This is a genomic window from Bacteriovorax sp. As-1 (assembly GCF_058446905.1).
In genome coordinates, this window is sequence record NZ_CP184341.1 from 577,546 (window position 1) to 600,521 (window position 22,976).

The window sequence follows — 22,976 nt, forward strand, 5'->3', positions numbered from 1 at the left end:
AACTATGTGACTATCTAAATTATTTTAATAGCTTACGACATTGAGAGCCGTAAAAAAATTAACTACTTAGCCCCCAGTCCCCTCTCCACCAACTTCTCTTTTCATCGCTGTTTTTGTTCTCATATTTATCCTCCTAGAAATCACAATTAATAAAATCGAAATTAAAAACGCTCCACTTGTTATCCACCAAGCTACATTTGCTCCAATGCGATCAACAAAAAGACTGCTTGAAAAAAATCCCACGGCTACAAAAACATCAAAAATAAAGTTCATCATGGATATTCCAGTAGAGCGAGACGATTCACTGAAAGATTCATGCATAATCGCCTGATTCGCTGGTAAAAATACGCCTCTAGCTCCTGCCATAAGCCAAACACCAATCAGGGCCGGATAAACCGAATTAGAAAAGGCACAAATAATCGTTCCTGTAGTCATCACGAGTATAGAATTTAATATTCTTGGGTAATAAGAATTAGGCCTATCCTTTTTCGCAAAATAATGATTCACGAGATATCTTGAGAAATAAGAACCTGTGGCCATAACTGAAAACCAAAGATCACTTCCACCAAGCTTACTTATCCAAGGAAGCCACAGAACGCCTAAGATACTTTCAACGTGATTTAAAAGACGAAGAGGCATTAAAAGCTTTAAATCAAAATTACCTTTGATCTCACTGTACCCACTTTTGGCTATTCCCAAAAACTGCGCAAAAGGTTTGTGATGAGACTCTCTTTTATCATCAGGAATAAGCACACCAAAAATAATGGTCGAGATCAAAAAAACAAGGGAAGCTAAAAGAAGTGAATAAATCCCCAAATACTTCGTGAAAAATCCAACACCAAAACTCGCAATTACATAACTTGCAACTGATGTTTTTTCGACAAGAGAAAAATATTTATTGGAGTTAAAATTTGAAAGCTCTGTCTCTTTCGCATGAGAATAAAGAAGAGCTGACAAAGCACCAGAAATAAAACTTGTCCCAAGTCCATAAAGTGTGTAGGCCACAATGACCATGATAGGATATTTTAGAGCAAGTAAAAATAACGTCAGTGAAAATGTCTGCAACAGTCCACCAAAAATTGATGATTTTTTTGCTCCAAAAAGATCGGCCCATATCCCTGTGGGAATCTCAAAAATGGCCAGAACAACATAGAGAAATCCAAACCCCAAAGAGATCATCTTGAAGCTGATTCCAGATGAATGGAGGACGGGACTTGCGGCAAGGCTAAAAAGCATCGCCGCAAATCCTCTCAATCCTAAAATCATTCTTGCTTGATTTATGAAAGTTTCTACCTTGCCTGACGATAAGTGATCGATTGTATCAACTTATTGAGGTTAGAAATGAACAAGGAAGCTTTACGGGACATCAAAAGAAAGAAGAAAATCTTAACCGATCTTCAACGTTTTGATTTCAACATTACTCGTCTATGTGGTTATTATGGTATTTCAAGAGACACTTTTTATCGTTGGAAAAAGCAACTTGAAAACGATGGTGAAGTAGCTCTCATCAATTCTAAACCTTGTCCTCAGAATCCTAAACTAAGAACTCCAAAACACATTGAAGACATGGTTATCAAGATCAGGAAAGAGCATCATCTTGGGCCTCAAAGAATTTCTTGGTATTTAGAAAGATATTTTGAAATCAAATTATCCCAAGCAGGAGTTCGTAAAATCCTCGTTAGGAATAATCTAAGACTATTACCTAAAAATATTTCTAGAAGATCTCCTGGGCCTAAATTTAAGCTTTATAGCCAAGAAATTCCAGGCCATCAGGTTCAGGTTGACGTTAAGATCTGTATCTTCCGAGAAAAAGGCAAAAAAATAAAAAGATATCAATATACAGCTATTGATGATGCAACCAGAGTGCGTGGCTTACAAATGTATGATCGTCATACACAACAAAATGCTATAAAGTTTGTAAAATATATTTCGGAAAAATTTCCCTTTCGAATAAAACAAATTAGAACTGATAATGGTTCTGAATTTCAATCTCAATTTCATTGGTTTTGCCAAGATATTGGTATTGAACATGTGTACATTAAAAAAGCTTCACCTCACTTAAATGGTAAAGTTGAGAGGTCTCACTCCACTGACAAACAAGAGTTTTATCAGCTCCTCAATTATAAAGGTGATCAAGACTTGAGGAAAAAATTAGCGATTTGGGAAAATTTTTATAACCACCATAGACCTCATGGATCACATGGTGGTAAGACCCCTTACGAAATTTTAAGAAATAAATTAAAATGATCAACGATCGTCAGGCAAAGTGGTTAATGGAACATTTCATTCTCCGGTATACTTACGGTTTTTTCTGTATTCTATAGAGAGCAATCTCCTCTCAATTTTAGCAATTGCATTTTAAAACTCTCAGCTAGCTTTTTAGCTGTTGTCTTATACGCTTCCTTATCACTCCAAGCATTGGCAGGAGAAAGGATAGAGGTTTCCACCCCATTAACGGTCACAGGAATATTAAGGTCAAAATACTCGTCTTTAACAAATTGGGCATTTGCCAGCTCTCCTGCTTGAATTGCTCTAATGATTGTTCTGGTGGTTTTCAGAGGAAATCTTGTTCCTGTTCCATAACTTCCTCCGTACCATCCAGTATTAATCAGCCATACTTTGATATCGTGTTTGGCCATCATATTTCCTAATAAATTTGCATAAACTTCTGGCCTTCGAAGCATAAAAGGAGCTCCAAAACACGCTGAAAAAGTCGCTTCTGGCACCTTTACCCCAACCTCTGTTCCTGCAAGCTTTGCACTGTAGCCCAGCTGAAAAAAGTCCATAACCTGCTCGGAAGTCAATAGGCTTACGGGAGGCAATACTCCAAAGGCATCGGCCGAAAGATAGAAGATATTTTTAGGGAGCTTACCTACACCATCTACCACTCTATTTTTAATAAAGCTTAGTGGATAACTTGAGCGTCCATTTTCAGTAATTGAATCATCAAAAAAATCAATTTGCTCCCTATCGTCAGAGAGCTTTACGTTCTCTAAATAAGAAGAAAACTGAGTGGAAGCATTAAAGATTTCAGGTTCTGTTGAAGGCGAAAGTTTATATGTTTTAGCGTAACAGCCTCCTTCGAAATTAAAAATCCCTCGATCAGACATTCCGTGCTCATCATCGCCAATAAGCAGTAGTCCCTCATCTGTGGATAACGTTGTCTTCCCTGTTCCAGAGAGACCAAAAAAGACAGAACTTTCTCCTGCCACATTTTGATTGGCCCCTGAATGCATTGGTAAAATATCGTGATCAGGCAACAAGTAATTCATTGTAGAGAACATTGATTTTTTAATTTCTCCAGAATATTGAGTACCAATGATAAGCGTTGTTTTCTTCTTGAAGCAAGTAACGATCACTGTTTCTGAACGCAGGTTATATTTCTTGGGATCCACCTTTAAATGGGGTGCATGAAGTATTTTGTAAGTATCGTTGTGCTTACCTTTTCCAGCAAAAGGCTTGAACATATAGAGCGTAAAAAGAGCTGAGGATGCTTCTGTTGAGAAAAACTCAATACCTAATGAAAAGTGTGAGAGTGAACCAATAGAGCGATCTGTACTAAAAACTTCTTCTGCATTATTTAAGGCACTCAAAACTTCACGTTCTAGTGCTTCAAAGACCACTTGATCCATTTTTTTTATATTATTTTCCCACCAGATATTATTTTCTGACAATTCATTTAGAACGACATACTTATCATTGGCGGCTCTTCCCGTGTGATCGCCTGTGGTAATGACAAATTCACCGTTTGGCCCAAGATGTCCTTCATTTCTCTTTAAGGCCTTTTCTATAAGTAACGACTTGTGGGAGTTTTTTAATAACTTCTTCGGAGTAAAATCAAGCTTAACCATTCTAAATGCTCCTTAACATAAATAGTAATATGGACTAAAAATCTTTTTCATAAAACCAACACGCTGGTCGGGCTCCTGAGTCCGTTGTACAGGCCCCAATTTTAGGATCGCTCAGATCAAATGGCACATCCTTACCTGATTCACAAATAGCGCCTGAGAAATAAGTATCCAGTCTGCATTGTGGATTAGGATGATTATAAATGGTCTTTTGAACTTTTGTATTATCACTTAACTGAAGCTGAGGCTCTCTCGTCCCTGAGACCAACGAAGCAAAAAATCGACTCACGCTTAGCCCGGCCAACACAATACGAGCACAAGTATTATCTCTACATTTTGAAAGTGCTGTTTTGTAATCACCTGCATCTTGATCTGTATCGAATTCCTTAACATCGATTCCCGTTTTATAAAAAAGAGGAAGACATTTTGAAGTCGCATAATAATCGGCCTGCCCTTCGGCCGACGACCAACCCCTTAGACCAGAATTTCCTCTTAATATTTTGGGTGCTCCACCTAAGTGGTGCCCAATTTCATGACAAATTAAAAGCAAAAATGCATCTTTAGTCATAAGGGGATGTCTTGCCAAACCACCGCTCAGAACCACCACCGGATTGTTCAAATCATCTCTTGTGGCATAAGCATCTACAGCTGCATTATTCCATTCTTTTTCAATTATAAGCTTTTTATTCAAGAGCTTCGATACTTCCGGAGACATTACTGTCAGAGCACTCGCAATGACATGATTGAATTCCTCTTCAGAAAGACCACTTCCCAAAGATTTAAGTCCCTTTTCATATTTTATTTCTGAGATTGGAAAGCAAGATTCCGCACCTCTTTTATATTGAGCAGAGTGAGAACTTTCAGAAACGAGTAGAGCCAGCATCAAGGCAAGAAATATCTTTTTTTTCATCAGGCACTCCTTTATATTTAGGGATAAGTAACATGATGTTATTTGCGCCTACCATGAATTTACTCATTTTATAACCTCTACACAATCATTCAAAAACCTATTCTAAATCAGCTTAAGACCATCACAACTAACATATAAAGACTCTGTTATACCAAACAACACCCTAAAGGAGGGTTATATGAAATTATTCAACAACGCACTATGGACTGCACTCGCTCTTGTACCTGCCCTTGGTTTTACTGCCTTGCCAAATACTTTCGAAACAAGCATCCCTGTCGAGCACGTTTACTCTCCGGCCGGTTTTGACACTAACGATAATGCCGAAATTGCAATCACTGGCTACTTACCGAATCTTTGCTACAAAGCACCTAAGTCAGTTGTGACTGTTAAAAATGGTAAAATTGCAGTAGCGATGAAAGCAACTAGAAAAGATAATGGCCTGGCCTTTTGTGTAAATATCAAAATTCCATATGTTGAGTATGTAAACATTGGTGTTTTGGATAAAGGACCTTATGTGGTGGCCGTTAATGAATCCACTCAGTGGGAGAAATTTAGCAATTTAAACATAATTGAAAGTAGAAATAATGCTAGCGAAGAAATTGTCTATGCAAATGTCGACAAAGTTGTGAGAGCGGATGATGACAGCAGGAAAGTCTTACTGCAGGGTTATAACCCAAGTGATTGCTTTGAATTAAAAGAAATTGTCATAAAAGACAATGGAACTGACACTTACTCGATTCTTCCAACAATGAAACAAGTAAGAACACATTGTCCTAAAAAGATGATTCCTTTTACATATGAATTTGAAGTTCCACAAAACCTTGAAGCAGATAAAGTCCTTCTTCATGTGCGTGTTATGGATGGTAGATCAGTGAACACCTTCTTTAACAATAAGCCACTTTTTGAATAAGAATCTTTAACCTGTCTATTGAGCTTCAAAGGCCCCACTTTATAGGTGGGGCTCCCTAAAGACCTTAAAACTCACTTTCATTCGATATTTTTTTGCTCTGTTATTATTAGAAGATAATAAGACCGATGAGAGCAGAGAGCATAACAACGCCCCATGAAGGAGCTTTCCATTTTTCCAGAAGAATAAATCCAATCAAGGCCACTAAAAAATCCTTCAGATTAAAAATAGCACTCGAGCACACTGGATGAAAAAAAGCAGCAAGCAAGATACCAACGACAGAAGCATTGATTCCTAACAACGCTTTCCTGATTCGATCATATGTTCTGAGTTTTTCCCAAAAAGGTAAAACTCCGGCAATGAGTAAAAAAGAAGGGAGAAAGGCTGCGGATAAGCAAAAGAGTCCTCCACTCCACCCATTAAAAGAAAGAGAAGAAACTGTCCCAAGGTAAGCAGTAAAAGCAAAAAGTGGTCCAGGAATTGCCTGCGCCAGTCCATATCCTGCCATAAATAAATCTTTTGAAACCCAACCAGGAGTGACAACTTCGGCCTGCAGTAATGGCAACACCACATGGCCTCCGCCAAAAACGAGAGAGCCGGCCCTAAAAAAACTATCGAATAACATAAGAGATGGAGCCTGGTAGACAGAGCGTAATAATGGCGACACAAGGAGAATACTAAAAAAAATGATGAGACAGCCAGCTCCTAGCTTGCGACCTAATTTTTCTTTAACTGGAACATGTGGCAGTTGTGATGTTGATTGAAAAAAGAAAGCTCCAAATACTCCGGCGACGATTAAGACAATGAGAGGGACGAAAGGCGCAGTAAAAAATAAAAGACATGCGCATGAAGTGATGGCTATCAAAGAACGTACTTTATCTGGACATAATTTTTTCCACATTCCATAAACCGCTTGTGCCACTACTGATACAGCAGCAATCTTCAGGCCATGGAGTACATTTTGATGAGATTGCAAATTGAAATGGGTCATTCCCATCCCAAACATGATAAGTAAAATGGCCGATGGAAGAGTGAAACCAATCCATGCGACTAAGGCCCCCAAGAAACCAGACTGATTTAAACCAATGGCCATTCCCACCTGGCTGCTTGCGGGTCCTGGAAGAAACTGGCAAAGGGCGACCAGGTCAGCAAACGAATGCTCTTCAATCCATTTTTTCTTTTTTACAAACTCATCATGGAAATAACTCAGATGAGCAATGGGTCCGCCAAAGGATGTAAGCCCCAAACGTAAGAAAGTAAAAAAAACTTCCAGCAACGTCATCTGTCAAATTCCATTAAAAATTCTTTTATCATCTACTAATGGCCTAGAAAAAATAAATCCATTTCTCTTAAAACAATTCTATAATAACAACAGATGAAAGCAAATAAACAAAAAGCAATTGGTAGAATTCAAGCCTCTCTTACCGCACTGGCCTTTGGGCTTTTGGGCGTCTTTGGGAAATGGGGATTTAGTTCTGGCTTTTCAGTCGGCGAACTAATGGCCTATCGCTTTTTTATGGCCTCTGTTCTGCTTTGGATTGTTGTTTTACTCTTCAAGAGACGCTGGATTAAAATTCCTTTAAAGCAGATTGGTATCTTTGCCCTGCTTGGAATCTTTGGTTATGCGGCGATGTCTATTACCTACCTTAGTGCGATTAAGGGACTGAGCTTAACCACGGCCGTGCTTATTCTTTACACTTACCCATTTTGGGTCAGCCTTTTCTCTCACTTCTTTACAAAAAATAAGATTACGAAAAAGGAAGTTGTTTGCCTGATCATTGGCGCAGTTGGATTGGTTTTGCTTCTTGGTGGCCACATTGAAGTCAAAGAATTCTGGGCAGTGATTTCAGGATTGGCCTCAGCTATTATTTATGCTGCTTACATTCTTCTTTCAGAAAAATATCAAAACGGCACACCTCCGCTTGCATCTTCTTTATACGTGATTACTTTCGGGGCCCTGGCCTTATTTGTTTTTTATCATCCAAATGTTACTGGTATGAATGCGCTTTCCCACTTTCAACTCTTCACCATTCTCGGAATTGCGTTTATTTGCACCATTCTTCCACTAACCCTTGAGCTGGCCGCTTTACAGAAAATTAAAAGTACTGAGTTCTCAGTCATCATGATGCTGGAGCCTATCTCGGCGACAATGTGGGGGGCCATCATTTTCAAGGAAGTGTTAAGCCCACAACAAATTGTCGGGGCCTTAACCATTTTAGGAGCGTTGGGGTTGAGGTTTATTAAAACTTCTTCATCCACTCGGCCTTCTCTTTCAGATCAACATTAATATATTGATGGAAATCGAAGATAAAATCACTGTCGTGGTAGTTTCTAACCCACTTCTGCTGAAGCATATAGCTTTGAGTATGGACGGTAAAAATCGCAACGACGTCATCCGCAAGAAACATATTGGCCTCTTCATAGAGTTTTGTCCTCGCAGGTGAATCTTGCATCTTGGCCACAACCTCGTACATTTTATTAAACACCGGATTGTTATAGTTAGCGCTATTGGCCCCAGGTGCAGAGTTTGGTCCGTAGAAAATCTGTAGGAAATTTTCTGTATCCGGGTAATCTCCAATCCATCCGTAATCAATCATCATCACAGATCTCTTTTTGATCTTAGCTTGCAACTCTGGATTAAGGTTAGTCACCACTTTAATCTTGATTCCAATCTTCTCCATTTGCTTCTGGAAGAACTCTGCTTTCTGGCGGGCAGAAGTAGAACTAAATGTATCGAGAGTAATTTCAGGAAGACCTTTCCCATCCGGGTATCCGGCCTGTGCAAGCATTTGGCGAGCAAGCTCTAAGTTTGGTCCCTTCCATGGATTTTTAAAACCAGGAATGTTCCCCGCAACTCCGGGAGGCGCTGAAGATTCGGCAGGAACACCAGTATTGTTATAAAAAAGTTTATTCATCATCGCTTGATCAAAAGCAAGGCTCATCGCTTTTCTCAAGTTGATGTTTTGAAAAATTTTGTAATCAAAATTAAAACCATAAAAATAAACATCAAGGGCCGGAGTGATGGCCAATGAAATTCCTTTTTCTGTCATGCTCGGAGAAAGTTTGTTATCAACAATTGTGGCACTGAAGTTATCTTTTGGAATGCTCAGGTAATCCACTTCCCCTTTATTAAACTTTAACCATGCAGGTTGAGATTCAACCATAACGTCGACTACAATCTTATCTAAAAAAGGAAGTTTCTTTCCCGCATCCACCAGCATGTGCTTAAACTCAGGGGAAGCTTCTGTAGGAAAAAACTTTTCTCTAAAAGTTGGGTTCTTAGTAAAAACTAAACGTTTTCCTTGATCAAAAACAGGAAGTACATAAGGCCCTGTTCCTACCGGGTGATTGATAAACTCTTTCCCGTATTTATCGACAGCTTCTTTAGCTACGACATAAGAAAAAGGCATTGCTAGAGCATATAAAAACTGTGGGAACACTTTTGCCAGTTTAAACTGCAAGGTGTATTTATCCAGCGCTTTAATCCCTTCAACTTCGTCATCATAATTAACCGTTGGAAGTTTAGCGTACTTCTCTCTCCACTCATTGAGACCTTGGATCTTCCCATCAAATAGCCACCAACCAGTTGACTGATTTTTGGCATCGGCATGGCGCTTTATCGAATAAACGAAATCCATGGCCGTAAGCTCTCTTCCTTTGCCGTTAGGGAAAGAAGCATCGTCTTGAAAGAAGATCCCTTTTTTAATCTTAAATGTATAAGTCATACCGTCTTTAGAAATAGTCGGCATCTCTTCAGCGAGATTAGGAATAAGCTCGTAAGGGAGTTTTAACCAATGATAAGTCAGAAGACCTTCATAAATTTTGGCAATTTGTGCAGCTGACCCCACATCACTGGCCATCATCGGGTCAAATCCCTTGATGTCACTTGGGGCCGTTACGTTTAAGACCCTCTCTGTAAGGTTAGGCTTCTTGCTACAAGAAGAAACGAAAACAACAGATGAAAGAACAATAATTGTAATGAGTTTTTTAAGTGACATGACTTCTCTTTGGTAAACTAATTTACTATTAAAATAGTAAATACCAAGAGGTCAGTCTCTGTCACCTGTTAAATCCTTAAAAGTCTCAAAGAATTCAAGATAACTAATAGCGCCGCTCCCGTGTCAGCGGCCACTGCAAGCCAAAGGTTAGAATACCCTAAGAATGTCAGGACTAAAAATATCGCCTTCGTAACCAATGCAAAGACTATATTGAATTGAATGATCGAAAGTGTTCTTCGCCCTGCTTTAATCGCTGTTGAAACTTGTTTTAAGTCATCTGTCATCAGCGTCACATCTGAGGTCTCAATCGCCGTATCAGAACCCACAAATCCCATAGCAATACCAATAGAAGCTTTGGCCATCGCAGGTGCATCGTTAACACCATCACCAATCATGGCAACAGACTGATATTTTGTTTTTAAACTCTCAATGTGCTTAACTTTATCTTCCGGGAGAAGCTCGCCATGAGCTTCATCTAAAGGGAGATCTTTTGTTAAAGAAGAAACCGTTTTCTGGTTATCTCCACTTAAAAGAATCACTCTTTCAACTCCTGAAGCCTTAAGCTCAAGGATAGCATCTTTACTTTCTTTACGAATAACATCTTTAAGCGCCAGGATGCATAGAACTTCACCTTTGCAATTGTCATGAGGTTTATGCCCGATGATCACAATTGAATAGGCTTCGTTTTCTAATTCTCTTAATTTATTTTCTAAATCTGGAGTGCAAATTCCTACATCGTGAGCAAAACGGTGATTTCCAAGCAAGTATGAATGTCCTTCGATAATTCCTTCCACTCCAAAGCCAGTAATGGTTGAAAAACGATCGACAATTTTCTTTTCTGTGATTTTCTCATCCGCATACGTCACGATCGCTTGAGCAATCGGGTGAGTTGAATGGGATTCCATCGCTCTGGCAATTTCTAAGGCCTGCTTTTCACTAAATGAATTGAAGGTAATGACCTTCTCAACTTTTAGTTTTCCTTCTGTCAATGTCCCGGTTTTATCCACAGCAAGGGCCTTAATTTTCCCAAGAGACTCTAAAACAACTCCACCTTTAACCAGCACTCCTCTGCGAGCAAGGGCCGTTAAACCTGAAACAATAGAAACTGGAGTAGAGATAACTAAAGCACACGGGCAAGCAATAACTAAAAGAACCAGTGATTTATAAAGCCAGTCATGCCAGCTTCCACCAAAGAAGGCCGGTGGAATAAGGAAAGTTAAAATCGCCACCACTAAAACGGCCGGTGTATAAATTTCAGCAAAACGATCGACGAATTTCTGGCTTACAGCTTTATGCTCCTGGGCCTCTTCGACCATCTTAATAACCTGAGAGATTTTGGTATCACTAAAAGCTTTGGTCACTTTTACATCGAGGCTTCCCTCTTGGTTAATCGTCCCCGTATAAACTGTTTCGCCCTGAGATTTCTCCACCGGAAGTGACTCGCCCGTTAAAGGGGCCTGGTTAACTGATGAATGTCCTTTTATGACTTCTCCATCTACGGGAATGACATCACCCGGTTTTACTCTGATGATTTGGGAAATTTGAACTTCAGAAGCTTCAACTTCTTTCGTTGCTCCATCCTCTAAAATAAGCAGTGCTTTTTGCGGAGCAATTTTTAACAATTCCTGAATCGCTCTACGAGCGCGCTGAACACTTAAACTCTCGAGCAATTCAGATAAAGCGAAAAGAAAAACAACCGCAGCGGCTTCAGAGTATTCTTTAATAGCAATCGCACCAATCGCAGCAATGGTCATTAAGACGTTCATATCCAGGTATTTTCTTTTGATCGAAGCGAGTGCTTTAGGGAAAACTAAACTTCCGCTTAGAACGATTGAAACCAATAACAAAAGACTTTCAAAAACACTGACAATATTCATCCACTGCAGGACAAGTCCTGCTAATAACAAAGCACCTGAAATGGCGACGGTCCAGATTCTTTTTTGGTTTTGTTCCATGGTTGAAGGGCTTTCATCATCAAGCACTTTAACAACAGTAGAATCAATCTTCTTGCGCAGAAGGCTTTTATGAATATCTGCCGAGTGTAAGATCTCGACAGTTCCAGACATGAGGTTCGCTTGAATCTTAAAGACTCCTGTCATCTTAAGCGACTCAGTGATTGCCTTAATTTCATCAGGGCAATCCATATTGGCGACTTTGAATTTTGTTAAAATCTCATCATTGTTTGCGGCCAGGGCCTTCTGGGGGGCCAAAGGTGTCTCAGCTGAGCAGCAGCTATCATGACCATGCTTATGAACAGGCTTAGGTGCCGGAGCGCAACAGCTATCATGACCGTGATCATGGTTTTTATGTGAATGTGTGTGATCTGAACTCATAATTGCATTTCCTTTAATCCATCGAGAATGGTGCACTTTTCAGTGCCTTCGTTTCCATCGCATTTAGATTCAAACTTCTTAAGAAGTTTTAACATTTTTTGCAGATTTTTAATTTTATCAGTGACTTCATCAATCTTCATTGATGTTTTATTCTTGATGCTGATACAGCTCTTGTTGGGATTTAACTTCAAACTCATAAACTCTTTGATCTCACTTAAACTAAAACCAACCTTTTGAGCTTGTTTGATAAACTTTAAATGCTCTACGAATTCCGCAGAATATTTTCTTCGGCCAGTGTCTTTCTTAGGCTGATAGATGATTTTTTGTCTTTCATAGAAACGGATCGTTTCGACATTCACTCCTACTTTTTCGGCCAGTTCACCGATAGTGTAGAAAGCTTCATGTTGTGTTTTAGATATTCTCATATCTTAATTGTACACCCGTACCTAAGTACGGTTTCAACATGAAAATAAATTTTAAATGAGTGAATACACAAGAAATTGACCACGGGGGTCAAGTTCAGTTGGCAGGAACTTGAATTTGAAAGGCCTCTTTATTGGAGAAGTTAAATTTTAAATTATACTTCTGGTCTTTATTTAAAGGCTTCTTGAGGTCAAAAATCATAATATGCAAACCTCCTGACTTTAATTCTACAGTTGCATATTTTTTAATCTGGATAGATGAAACCTTCCTCATCTTCATCACCCCTCCACTCATATCCATATCGTGAAGCTCAAATGTTTGGGCGAAATCCCCTTCAACGCTCAAAAGTTCAACATCCTTATCTGTATGATTTACAATTGTTGCAAAAGCAGCTGTTGTGGCAGCCCCCGGAGGTGTCAGTCTAATATGAGCATCTTTAATCTGAATCTTTGAGGCGGCAAAAGCTTCAAAGGTAAAAAATGCAGACAAAATAATTAATATTTTCATTAGAGTCTCCTATTTGATTAAATCTTTTATTCGATTAAGGACAACAGTCTTAGGTGCATCATGATGAAGAAGTTCTAAAAATTTCCCTTCCTTTGAAAGCACCACTACGTCGACAGAATGATCAATCGTATAAGACATTGTCGATTCTAACTTTACTTTCATGAAAGCGATTCCAAAAAACCTGGTAAATGCATCTAAGTCTTTCAAAGGAACAACAACTGGTAGAATCTTGGGATGAAAATAAGAAGAGTAACTAATCAGTCTCTCCATCGTATCTCTTTCCGGATCAAGATCGATAAAAATAAAATTAAACTTATCTAAATCGCCGGGCTCCAATTCCTTAAACACTCTGGACATCATACTAAAAGTTGTCGGACAGGCATCTGGGCAATTTAAGAAACCAAAATATAAAAGAGAAGGTTTCCCACCAGTTATATCAGAGAAGCGTTTTTCTCCAGATGGAGTTTGAACAGTCTGCGAGAAAGCATGATAGCTTCTGTCTTTTTTTGTGTAGAGATAAGAGAAGATAAAAACCACCATGAGTAAAACCGTAAGAATAATATTTTTCAAATTGTCTCGACTCATAACTGATCCCAAAATTGCTTATCTTGCAGCATTATTTCCTAAGTAATTAGCTTAGATAATGCCATTATTTGTTGCACCTTAGCCTGCGTCCAATGAAAACTCAATAAATCTTCTTCAAAAAGTCCAGTTTCCCTATGAAAAAAAATATAACCCCTCCGGCCATTTAGTTTTCCAGGAGCTACACGACGATGGGGAGGAAGTTTTTATTACTGGCATATGCCTTTAGTAGAATGATTCAATGATGGGTGCTGTTTTGGGATTGTAAAAATTTTCTTACTTAAGATTTAATCTTTTTTATTTGAAAAAGAGTGAACCCCAATCCTAAAAAACTCAAAATAGCTGAAGCAATCGGCCACATACTTAGAAGTGACCTTTGAATTAAATACGTACTAAACATCGGCGCAACAACCTGGGCCACCGACTGGAGAGACTGATTAACTCCGATAACTCTACCTCTTTCTTCAGGTCCCGCATTCTTCGAGATCTCACTGATTAATAGCGGTCTGATTAAACCACTTCCCATCGAGATGAGCAGTCCGGTGAATATCAGGAAAATGGCAGCGTGAATACGTGACAAAAGAAGATATCCAAGAACACATAGGAAAAAGCAGATTGCAATAACCTTTAAGTCCTTCCAAATCTTAGTTGCAAAATCCAGCACAAAAAGCTGAGTGATAATTCCAATGAGTCCAAAGTAAGTAAAGGCATACCCAATCTGATCTGGATTTAAGATGTTTCCCTTCCAATGCAACTGTCGTTCAGCAAATAAAGCAAAACCTGACATATACGCAGAGAAGGCCAGGTAAAATAAAAAGATCTGCAGGAATAAACTCTGAAGGTTTTTATTCTTCAAGTAACTAAAGTTATCCATGATAAATGAAAATGGATTCTTATTTCTCTTAATGATCTTCTTTTCTTCAAGGATCACTTCTTTTGGATTTTCTTTTAAAAATTTATAACTGGCGATAATACTTGTCAGTGACAATGCCGCCGCCAATAGAATTGGAGCGCGCATACTGATATTCATTAAAAAAGCAGAGATCGCTGGCCCGATAAAAAAACCAAAACTAAAAGCAATGCTGATCTTCCCCATCGCCTTTGTTCTTTCAGCTGGAGAGGTGTGATCGGCAATATAAGCTTGAGCTGTTGAAATATTTCCAGCAGTCAAACCATCAATGACTCGCGAGATAAAAATCCAGGTTAGAGATTGAGAGAATGCGAGAATCAAAAATCCAATAAATGTTCCAATCTGACTAAAAATGAGTACAGGTCTTCTGCCATACTTATCGCTCAAATAACCCAGGATCGGTCCTGAAATAAACTGGCAGATAGCATAGGATGAAACAAGCAGCCCAACAACAAAAGGACTTGCTCCAAATCTTTCCGAATAAAAAGGAAGAAGTGGCAGCATAATAGTCATCCCAAGAACATCAATTAAGACGATCAGAAAAATGGCCATCAGTTTATTTCTACTAGAATCGTTCATAGATCATTCCTTCGAAGGCATAGTATCTCTTGTTATCCGCACTGTTTAAGCGTCAAAACACATTAGAATTTACCTTTATTTTCAATACCTTGGAAATATTAAAAGTTTTACATCTGTTTGAAGTTTAGACAGATTTTTAAGGCCAAAGCACTGAAAATACATTTGCGTTTTTGGCCACTCAATTGCTTTATACGTCCTAAGTCTTAATTCGTTTCGAGGTTTTTATGAAAAAGCTACTTCTGCTTACCCTGCTTGTTCCAGTTTTGAGCACACAAGCAAGAGAAAGAGACTATGCGACCAATGCTGTGGCGACGGTTAACATGTCCGTGGTAGCGCTGAAGCCTCAAACACCTCCATCACCGACAGCTAGAGCAAAAGCGATGGTGACTTCTGCAATGGAGAATTCTTTTTCTTATAACAATCTCGATGAAATTGAAAAGGCCGAAAAATTTATCAAAGACAATAATCTACAAAAAGAATTCAAACTCGACCTGGAGAAAAATATCCCGGCGATGAAAAATAGGGCCCTCTACGAATCAGAATGGTCATTCTATAAATCCTTTGTTTACTCTAAAGGTGTTGGTTTGCTCGATGAAAACGAGTACCTGCAAATGAAAAACAAACTAGAAGAAATCCAGGCCCGTCGTTATAAAAAAAATAAAAACGAAACCTGGGCCAAAGCAGATAAGGCCTATATCGAAAAGTTTGTCTCTCAATATAAAGAGCAAAGAGAAAAACAAATCGAAACAAGTCGCCAATTGTGCAAGGAAGAGACTGACTGGTCAAGCGCCTTCTCTCCTCGCAAAGGACAGACAGACACCAGCTGGTGTTACGCCTTCGGATACGCAGACCTCCTTGAAGCCACTAGTGGCCAGAGTGTTTCTGCTGCCGATTTGGTTTTAAAGTATCGTTCAAAAAGGATTCAGGAAGATAGAGACAGCTACAACAGAACAGCGGCCCTTTATAACCGTCGCCCACTGACAGAAGAAGATATTATACCGGTTGAGTATGTCTATCAGGGCGGGGATGCCGATCAAATTTTTAGAAAGCAATCCACAATGAGTCTTTGCTCTGAAGAGAGTTTGCGCTCAGAGGCCCGTGATGAAAAAGGTCAACCTGTCGCTATGGGATATATTATTGATTGGATCAAAGAATTAGGAAGCGAGTACCAGGCCAGTCGTTTAAGTAAAAATGAGTTAACAAAAAAGCTTGAAACTTTTGGTTACAAACAGCTCTTCCCTTTTGCCAAGATCGATGAAGCATTAGCGGCCCTAAATCCTAAAAATGATCTTTATATCGCCCTGGCAGAGAGCACATGTAAAGATAAGCGTATTGAGCTTCCTAATCAGCACCAGAATTGGGTTATGCAGGGGTATACTTTTACTTATAGCCTCAATACGGCACTGGCAAAACTTAATGAAAATTTAAATCAATCCCCAGCGATGATTTCAGTTAATGATAACTTCCTCTACAAAGAGAATATTTGGGGGAAAGGACTTAAGACGAACCATCTTATCCTGGTGACAGGCAGAAGATGGAATGAAGAGACTAAGCATTGTGAATTTAAAATCAGAAACTCACAGACGATGTATGCAAATGAAGAAGAAAGATTATGGTACAGTGATACTGAACTTCTTCGCAATACGAGTGAAATCTACATTAAAGGCAGATAACTTACTTTTTCCCACCACTTTGAATAACAAGTTCAAAGCTATTGCCGGTTTGAGACAATTCGCAAGGCGTCCCCAACGGGATTGGTCTTTGAATTGCTCCGTGTCCTGCTTCTAATCCTGAATAAAGAGGAATTTCTAAATCCTGTGCCCAACGGTTAAAGACTTGTTTAAAATTGTTCACGCCTGTTTTAGGCTCAGCTCCCTCAAGGAACTCTCCCAGTATAATACCGTCGCATTTTTTAAGAATTCCACCTTGTCTGAATTGCTCCAACATGCGGTCAATGCGGTATCCACGCTCTCCAATATCTTCAATAAAAAGTAACGAGCGGTCTGCTTTTATCTGCCAAGGTGTCCCCATCGTGCTCTGAAGAACAGTCAGGTTTCCACCGACAATTTTAGATTTGATTTGTTTTGTTTCTTTAGCAGCGTCGTTTAAAGGTTTTAACTTTTTAAATGTGATTTCTTTTTTTGTCCCAAAAAGCAGATCGCGGAATTCTTTTTCATGACGGGGAAGGGTCACATTTCTTCCCATGCGATCCAGAATCGGGGCATGCATCACCGGCCATTTCCATTCTTGCTGAAAAAAAGCAAAGAGCGATGTCACGTCACTTAACCCAATAACTAATTTTGGTTGTTTTGGTTTTGTTAATTTGGCCAGCATTGGAAGCAAACGATTGCTTCCATATCCTCCGCGAAGGCACCAAATAGTGTTTGAATCTTCTGCTTCAATCGCTGCTTTAAGAAATCTAAAGCGCGCTTCATCTTCATTTGAATGCAGAAAGTGAGGCTTAATAAGGTTCTTAGGTATTCTTGGTGTTAGTCCCCAGCGCAAAAGAAATTCTCTTGAGCCTTCAATGTCTTCTGGTGTTGAAGCATAGCCCGGAGAAACTGCATCAATTATGTCGCCTTCTTGTAAGAACTTCCAATGTCCCATAAAAATACCTTTGATAGATGTTCCTATCAATACTAACATATTGTGGAAAATAGCAAACTCAAACCTGAAGTTCTTATGCCACATTTTGTTTTCCTTCCCGGTACTCTTTGTGATGAACGCGTCTGGAAATTTCAGACTCAGGAATTCACCGACAACACTGTTGTTAACCTGCGCATACAAAACACTCAAGAAGCAATGTTAGATGCAGTCAAAGCAGTTCAAGCGAAACGCTTTATCCTGGTGGGTTTTTCAATGGGAGGACATATTGCTCAGGAGTTTGCTCTCGCCTATCCTGAACGCGTCTCCCATGTGATTTCTATCGCCTCTTCATCAGAAGGTTATCCTAAAGAAGAAAAAGAAGTGTCGATCAAAGCGAAAGAGTTTATCAAAAAAGGCCTGTTTAAAGGAATCACGGACAGAAGATTAAAAGAATTTCTTCATCCCAAGGCCTATGAGAATCAAGAACTCAGAAATCTCATTCATTCAATGTCTGGCGAAGATGCAGCCCAGGTTTATCTGGGCCAATTAGATGCGACTTTAGAAAGACGAGATCTTTCAAAAGAAATCGGAAGTCTGAAAATACCTTTTATCGCGATTGGCGGTGAAGATGACAAGATTGTTTCAAAGGAAAGTATCTTAAGAATTAAGGATCACAATTCAGCGGCCGACATTCATATTGTTTCTGAATGTGGCCACTTTGTGCCTCTGGAAAAACCAGAGGTGGTTAACGGGATTTTAAGATCACTTCTTTAAAGTGAAATCTCTATAAACTGGATACCAGTAACTTTCATCAATAGCGGCCAAGAGTTCTGCATCTGATGTCACTGGCGCCACACCGTCTTTCTGTGCCACTTTTCCAACTTTAAAGGCAATTGCGCGAGACACTTTTTCAATATCTTCGATATGCGGAAGTAGATCATCTCCAAGGCCTAGTGCCATTGGTGAAACATCAGCAAGTGCTTCACTTGAGGCCATAAGCATATTGTTTGTCACTCTCTTTGCGCCCGAAGCAATAACGGCAAGGCCAATTCCTGGAAAGATATAAGAGTTGTTACATTGAGCGATTGGAAAAACTTTTCCATTGTACTCAACCGGTGCAAATGGACTTCCTGTTGCCACTAGTGCGTTTCCTTCTGTCCAGCGGATAATATCTACCGGCAGAGCTTCCGCTCTTGATGTCGGGTTTGAAAGCGGCATCACAATTGGATTTTTACAGTGAGCATACATTTCTTTAATGATCTCTTCTGTGAAAAGTCCTGGTTGTCCAGAAACGCCAATAAGCACTGTCGGTTTTGCGTTTTGAACCGTTTCAAAAAGAGAAATATCTTTGTGATCTTTGGCCCATGGAAGATTTGCAGACTTCTGAGCTAAATTCACCTGAAAATCAAGTAGGTTTGGCATCTGGTCTGTAAGAAGCCCGAAGCGGTCAATCATAAACACACGAGATCTTGCTTCACTGTCACTTAATCCTTCATGCTTCATGCGAGAGATAATCTTCTCAGCAATCCCACATCCAGCAGCACCAGCTCCTAAAAAAGCAATGCGCTGATCACTTAAGCGTTTTCCAACACTGCGACCTGCGGCCATTAAACTTCCAAGCGTCACTGCAGCTGTTCCTTGAATGTCATCATTGAAGCAGCAAAGTTGATCGCGGTATTTTTGCAGGATCGGCATAGCATTGGTTTGAGCAAAATCTTCAAACTGTAACAAAACATCCGGCCAGCGTCTTTTAACTGCTTGAACAAATGCGTCGATAAAGTCTTCGTAGTCCTTCCCTGTCACGCGAGAATGTCTCCATCCCATGTACTGAGGGTCGTTGATGAGTTGCTGATTGTCTGTCCCTACATCAAGAGCAACTGGAAGTGTGTAAGCAGGGCTCACTCCGGCACAGGCCGTATAGAGAGAAAGTTTCCCGATGGAAATTCCCATTCCACCTAGCCCTTGATCCCCTAAACCTAAAACGCGTCCACCATCTGTCACCACGATAACTTTGACATTTCTTTTTGTAACGTTACTTAGGATTTCATCAATGCGTTCGCGATTGGGGTAAGAGATAAAAAGACCTCTGGAAGCACGGTAGATATTTGAGAAGTGCTGACAAGCTTTTCCGACTGTTGGCGTATAGATTAAAGGAAGCATCTCGCGAACATTGTTTACAACAAAATGATAAAATAATGTTTCATTCACATCTTGAAGGTGACGAAGAAAAATATGTTTTTCCAGGTCATCTTTTAGTGATGAGTACTGAGCACTCACGCGCTCTGCTTGCTCCTCTATTGTTTCAACCGTTGGTGGAACCAGACCGTGAAGATGAAGCTCAGCTCTTTCTCTTTCAGAAAAAGCACTCCCTTTGTTTAGTAAAGAAATTTCCAGAAGATTGGTTCCGGTATATGGGATAGCAACTGATTTATGATGCATAATAGGTCCTAAAATGGAGTTAAATTCCTGATGAATTTTACTCCTCCAAAAGACGCTCGTCCAGCAATAGCCCCTAAAAAATATTCCTTAAAAATCAAGAGCTTTTGCACATTAGTTGTTTTTGCGCTATACTGCCAGAATGTCTTATTACGCTGTCGATTTCGGAACATCCAATTCACTCTTATCACACGTCTCATCTGACGGGAAAATCACACCTATTCCTCTGGAACAGGATTCAGCACTCGTTTTGCGCTCTCTGCTTTATACACCTGAGCACAACAAGTGGTTTTTTGGAAAAGAGGCCATCAAAGAATACATAAACAACGATGGTGAAGGTCGCTTCTTCAGGTCAGTCAAAAAATTTCTTCCGGAAAGTAATTATAGCGGCACGACTGTTTTTAATAAGACCATGAACATATCTGAAATCGTCGCAGTCTTTTTGGGTGAAATGAGAAGACGCGCCAATAAAGTGTGTGGCGAAAATGTTGAGCGCATTGTTTTAGGTCGTCCTGCTCTTTACTCACTCAACCCAGCAGAAGACCAACTGGCACAAGATAGAATGCAAAGGGCCGCAGAGATTGCAGGCTTTAAAGAAGTTCTCTTTTGCCCGGAACCAATTGCGGCCGGTCTTGATTATAGTTCTGCCAACGGTGACGAAAAAATTATCCTGATTGCCGACTTCGGTGGAGGGACATCTGATTTTACCTTGATGAAAGTTCACACCGGCAATTATTCTAAAGACGACATCCTGGGCCTAAGTGGTATCTTCAAAGCGGGAGATGCTCTCGATGGAATGATGATGAGGGATTTTATTGCTCCTCATTTTGGGTCTCGTTTTGAATACAAAATCCCTGGTGGAAACAACGTCCTGACTTTTCCTAGACAGCTTCTAACGAAAATCTGCTCTCCTGCTCACATCACTCACCTACGCGAACGAGACACATGGGAATTCCTGCAGCATATTCAAAAATTCGCCCTTTCTTCGGATGGGACGCAACATATGAATCAGCTTTTCACTCTGGTTGAATGCCAACTAGGGTTTCCAGTTTTTGATGAAATTGAAAAAACAAAAGTGAAACTTGGAGGCCAGAGCGATGTCCTTTTTAGATACACTTATCCTGGCATCGATATCTCTGAAAAAATCACTAAAGAAGGATATGAAGAAAGCATTTCTTCAACAGTTGAAAACATCACATCAACGATGATGGAAGTTTTCACTCAATCCGGCATTTCACCAAAGGATGTTAATCAAGTCTGCTTAACAGGTGGGACATCTCAATTAAAATTAATCAGACAAAAACTAGCGGAGGTTTTCGGCGAAGAAAAACTCATCGAATACAATATCTACCAATCTGTTGTGAATGGTCTTGCCCAATACGCTAAACGCCAAATCAAAGCTTAAAAATTTTCTTTTTTACCTAAAGAGTTTGATGTCGACTTTTACGAAGACCTCATCAAACTAAAATCGCTTGAGCGCAAAAATCTTTTACCAGAACAAGACAATTTCTTTATTTGGCCCAAAAAATTTCTTAAGACGCAGAAGTAAATTTAAGACCGATAATTGAGATAATTAAAGTCACCAGAAAGAAAATCTTCATGGCGGAAGCTGGCTCTTTAAATAGGTAAATCCCCAGGACAGAGGCCCCAACTGTTCCAATACCGACCCACACACCATAGGCCGTCCCAATAGGTAATGCATTCGTTGCTTTTCCTAAGAGCAGCATACTCACCACCATGGCCGAAACTGTAAGAATACTAGGAGTGACTTTAGTGAAGCCTTCTGTGTACTTTAGACCAATGGCCCAACCCACTTCTAAAAGACCAGCGATAACTAAAAGAACCCACGACATCGTTTGCGACACAATAACCTCCATTAAAAATAAAGTTTAAAGCGTCGTCTTTACTTGTCGGGTACGGCGCACCTCGTCCGATTAGGATTTTATCTTCTCACTTTTTCTATAATACGTCATGAGATTTAAAAGCACAGTGATAATTTTCATCCCACAACTCAAATTGTAGAGTCGGGTGATCAATTTTAAATCGCTCTTTTAAGACCTTTGAAATAGTCTCAATTCTTTCATTGCGAAGAATAGAATCACTAAGAGACAAGTGAGCACTCAAGGCATTTTCAGTTGTACTGATCGGCCAGATATGTAAGTCATGCACATCTTTCACATCGGGAAGTGACTCTAAATATTTTTTTACTTCGTCTTGATCAATACCATAAGGAACAGCATCCATTGATAGATGAACTGAGCTCTTTAATAAATCCCATGTGCCATAAACAATAATTAAAGAAATCACGATACTCACAACGGGATCAAGCCATTCCCAAGATGTATACGAAATCACCACTCCAGAGACGACAACTCCCAGAGAAATGAGAGCATCAGCGGCCATGTGTAAATAGGCCCCTTTTAAATTAATATCGTGATCTTTATCTTTAAAAAAGAGCAGAGCGGTTAAGCCGTTAATCACGATACCTACTAAGGCCACAATAATCACCGTGCCAGATTGAATGGGCGCAGGATGATTTAAGCGGGCAATTGCTTCCCAGATAATAAAGCCAACAGCAACCATTAAAATGAGAGCATTAAAAAGCGCAGAGAGAATCGTCGACTTGCGAAAGCCATAAGTATAACGCCCATTGGGCTTTTTAGTTGTAAGCCAGACTGCTCCCCAGGCCAGAATAAGGCCAGCGACATCACTTAAATTATGTCCGGCGTCTGCCATCAGGGCCAATGAATTAGAAAAGTAGCCATAAGCTGCTTCAACAACAACGAAAATAATATTGAGGCCGATACCAAAGGCAAAAGCAAAATTGTAATTTTTTGGCCCGTGATGATGGTGATGATGGCCTAAGCCTCCCCCATGAGAGTGTCCATGGTGGTGATCATGATCGTGGTCATGATGATGGTGATGGTCGTGACCTTTGCAAGAATGTTTTTCCATAT

The 22,976-nt window shown here is 39.8% G+C and carries 20 protein-coding genes and 1 riboswitch; of the genes, 6 read left to right on the forward strand and 14 right to left on the reverse strand.

Annotated elements, in window-relative coordinates; translation table 11 throughout:
• Nucleotides 1-66: 66 nt before the first annotated feature.
• Complete coding sequence (locus tag ACN20O_RS02975) at nucleotides 67-1,266, reverse strand: MFS transporter (RefSeq protein WP_491637071.1); 1,200 nt, start codon at nucleotides 1,264-1,266, stop codon at nucleotides 67-69.
• Nucleotides 1,267-1,341: 75 nt separating this feature from the next.
• Here ACN20O_RS02975 and ACN20O_RS02980 point away from each other — a divergent pair, with 75 nt between their 5' ends.
• Entirely contained in the window at nucleotides 1,342-2,247 is a 906-nt protein-coding gene (locus ACN20O_RS02980) for an IS481 family transposase (protein WP_491635347.1), read from the forward strand.
• A 71-nt stretch (nucleotides 2,248-2,318) separates the two neighbouring features.
• On the opposite strand, the gene ACN20O_RS02985 is transcribed toward ACN20O_RS02980, so the two are convergent.
• Nucleotides 2,319-3,851: a phosphoenolpyruvate carboxykinase gene (locus ACN20O_RS02985; RefSeq protein WP_491637073.1), complete on the reverse strand. Its 1,533-nt coding sequence runs from the start codon at nucleotides 3,849-3,851 to the stop codon at nucleotides 2,319-2,321.
• 34 nt (nucleotides 3,852-3,885) lie between these two features.
• Complete coding sequence (locus ACN20O_RS02990) at nucleotides 3,886-4,758, reverse strand: hypothetical protein (RefSeq protein WP_491637075.1); 873 nt, start codon at nucleotides 4,756-4,758, stop codon at nucleotides 3,886-3,888.
• A 178-nt stretch (nucleotides 4,759-4,936) separates the two neighbouring features.
• On the opposite strand from ACN20O_RS02990, the gene ACN20O_RS02995 reads away from it, so the two are divergent.
• Nucleotides 4,937-5,668, forward strand: a complete 732-nt coding sequence (locus ACN20O_RS02995; RefSeq protein WP_491637077.1) for a hypothetical protein — start codon at nucleotides 4,937-4,939, stop codon at nucleotides 5,666-5,668.
• Nucleotides 5,669-5,774: 106 nt separating this feature from the next.
• Here the strand turns inward: ACN20O_RS02995 and chrA are convergent, their stop codons facing one another.
• Nucleotides 5,775-6,947, reverse strand: coding sequence for a chromate efflux transporter (gene chrA / locus ACN20O_RS03000; protein WP_491637079.1), 1,173 nt, complete (start codon nucleotides 6,945-6,947; stop codon nucleotides 5,775-5,777).
• Nucleotides 6,948-7,040: 93 nt separating this feature from the next.
• On the opposite strand from chrA, the gene ACN20O_RS03005 reads away from it, so the two are divergent.
• Nucleotides 7,041-7,952, forward strand: a complete 912-nt coding sequence (locus ACN20O_RS03005) for an EamA family transporter (protein ID WP_491637081.1) — start codon at nucleotides 7,041-7,043, stop codon at nucleotides 7,950-7,952.
• On the opposite strand, the gene ACN20O_RS03010 is transcribed toward ACN20O_RS03005, so the two are convergent.
• From ACN20O_RS03010 to ACN20O_RS03035, 6 genes are all read right to left on the reverse strand, one after another.
• Nucleotides 7,906-9,663, reverse strand: coding sequence for an ABC transporter substrate-binding protein (locus ACN20O_RS03010; RefSeq protein ID WP_491637083.1), 1,758 nt, complete (start codon nucleotides 9,661-9,663; stop codon nucleotides 7,906-7,908). The genes ACN20O_RS03005 and ACN20O_RS03010 overlap by 47 nt on opposite strands.
• A gap of 68 nt (nucleotides 9,664-9,731) precedes the next feature.
• The gene (locus ACN20O_RS03015) at nucleotides 9,732-11,996 is read right to left on the reverse strand and encodes a heavy metal translocating P-type ATPase (protein WP_491637085.1); all 2,265 of its coding nucleotides are present in this window, start codon (nucleotides 11,994-11,996) and stop codon (nucleotides 9,732-9,734) included.
• A complete protein-coding gene (locus tag ACN20O_RS03020; RefSeq protein ID WP_491637087.1) occupies nucleotides 11,993-12,421 on the reverse strand; it encodes a MerR family transcriptional regulator in 429 nt (142 codons plus the stop codon). Before ACN20O_RS03020 ends, ACN20O_RS03015 begins: the two co-directional genes overlap by 4 nt.
• Nucleotides 12,422-12,515: 94 nt before the next feature.
• Entirely contained in the window at nucleotides 12,516-12,926 is a 411-nt protein-coding gene (locus tag ACN20O_RS03025) for a copper chaperone PCu(A)C (RefSeq protein WP_491637089.1), read from the reverse strand.
• Between the two features lie 9 nt (nucleotides 12,927-12,935).
• Entirely contained in the window at nucleotides 12,936-13,511 is a 576-nt protein-coding gene (locus ACN20O_RS03030; RefSeq protein ID WP_491637091.1) for an SCO family protein, read from the reverse strand.
• A gap of 277 nt (nucleotides 13,512-13,788) precedes the next feature.
• Nucleotides 13,789-14,997 carry an MFS transporter gene (locus ACN20O_RS03035; protein WP_491637093.1) on the reverse strand — a complete coding sequence of 403 codons (1,209 nt, stop codon included), beginning with the start codon at nucleotides 14,995-14,997 and terminating at the stop codon, nucleotides 13,789-13,791.
• Between the two features lie 224 nt (nucleotides 14,998-15,221).
• Between ACN20O_RS03035 and ACN20O_RS03040 the strand changes: the two genes are divergently transcribed.
• On the forward strand, nucleotides 15,222-16,670 hold the full coding sequence (locus ACN20O_RS03040; RefSeq protein ID WP_491637095.1) for a hypothetical protein: 1,449 nt from the start codon (nucleotides 15,222-15,224) through the stop codon (nucleotides 16,668-16,670).
• A 1-nt stretch (nucleotide 16,671) separates the two neighbouring features.
• Here the strand turns inward: ACN20O_RS03040 and ACN20O_RS03045 are convergent, their stop codons facing one another.
• Nucleotides 16,672-17,643 (reverse strand): S66 peptidase family protein, encoded by a 972-nt coding sequence (locus tag ACN20O_RS03045; protein WP_491637097.1) that lies wholly within the window; start codon nucleotides 17,641-17,643, stop codon nucleotides 16,672-16,674.
• Between the two features lie 3 nt (nucleotides 17,644-17,646).
• Between ACN20O_RS03045 and ACN20O_RS03050 the strand changes: the two genes are divergently transcribed.
• Entirely contained in the window at nucleotides 17,647-18,357 is a 711-nt protein-coding gene (locus tag ACN20O_RS03050) for an alpha/beta fold hydrolase (protein ID WP_491637099.1), read from the forward strand.
• Here the strand turns inward: ACN20O_RS03050 and ACN20O_RS03055 are convergent.
• Complete coding sequence (locus ACN20O_RS03055) at nucleotides 18,346-20,022, reverse strand: NAD-dependent malic enzyme (protein ID WP_491637101.1); 1,677 nt, start codon at nucleotides 20,020-20,022, stop codon at nucleotides 18,346-18,348. The two genes, ACN20O_RS03050 and ACN20O_RS03055, sit on opposite strands and share 12 nt — an antisense overlap.
• A gap of 139 nt (nucleotides 20,023-20,161) precedes the next feature.
• On the opposite strand from ACN20O_RS03055, the gene ACN20O_RS03060 reads away from it, so the two are divergent.
• The gene (locus ACN20O_RS03060) at nucleotides 20,162-21,424 is read left to right on the forward strand and encodes an Hsp70 family protein (RefSeq protein WP_491637103.1); all 1,263 of its coding nucleotides are present in this window, start codon (nucleotides 20,162-20,164) and stop codon (nucleotides 21,422-21,424) included.
• A gap of 127 nt (nucleotides 21,425-21,551) precedes the next feature.
• On the opposite strand, the gene sugE is transcribed toward ACN20O_RS03060, so the two are convergent.
• Entirely contained in the window at nucleotides 21,552-21,872 is a 321-nt protein-coding gene (gene sugE, locus ACN20O_RS03065) for a quaternary ammonium compound efflux SMR transporter SugE (RefSeq protein WP_491639254.1), read from the reverse strand.
• Nucleotides 21,873-21,910: 38 nt separating this feature from the next.
• Nucleotides 21,911-21,973: riboswitch (guanidine-III (ykkC-III) riboswitch) on the reverse strand.
• A gap of 5 nt (nucleotides 21,974-21,978) precedes the next feature.
• Nucleotides 21,979-22,974 (reverse strand): cation diffusion facilitator family transporter, encoded by a 996-nt coding sequence (locus tag ACN20O_RS03070; protein ID WP_491637105.1) that lies wholly within the window; start codon nucleotides 22,972-22,974, stop codon nucleotides 21,979-21,981.
• Nucleotides 22,975-22,976: the final 2 nt, after the last annotated feature.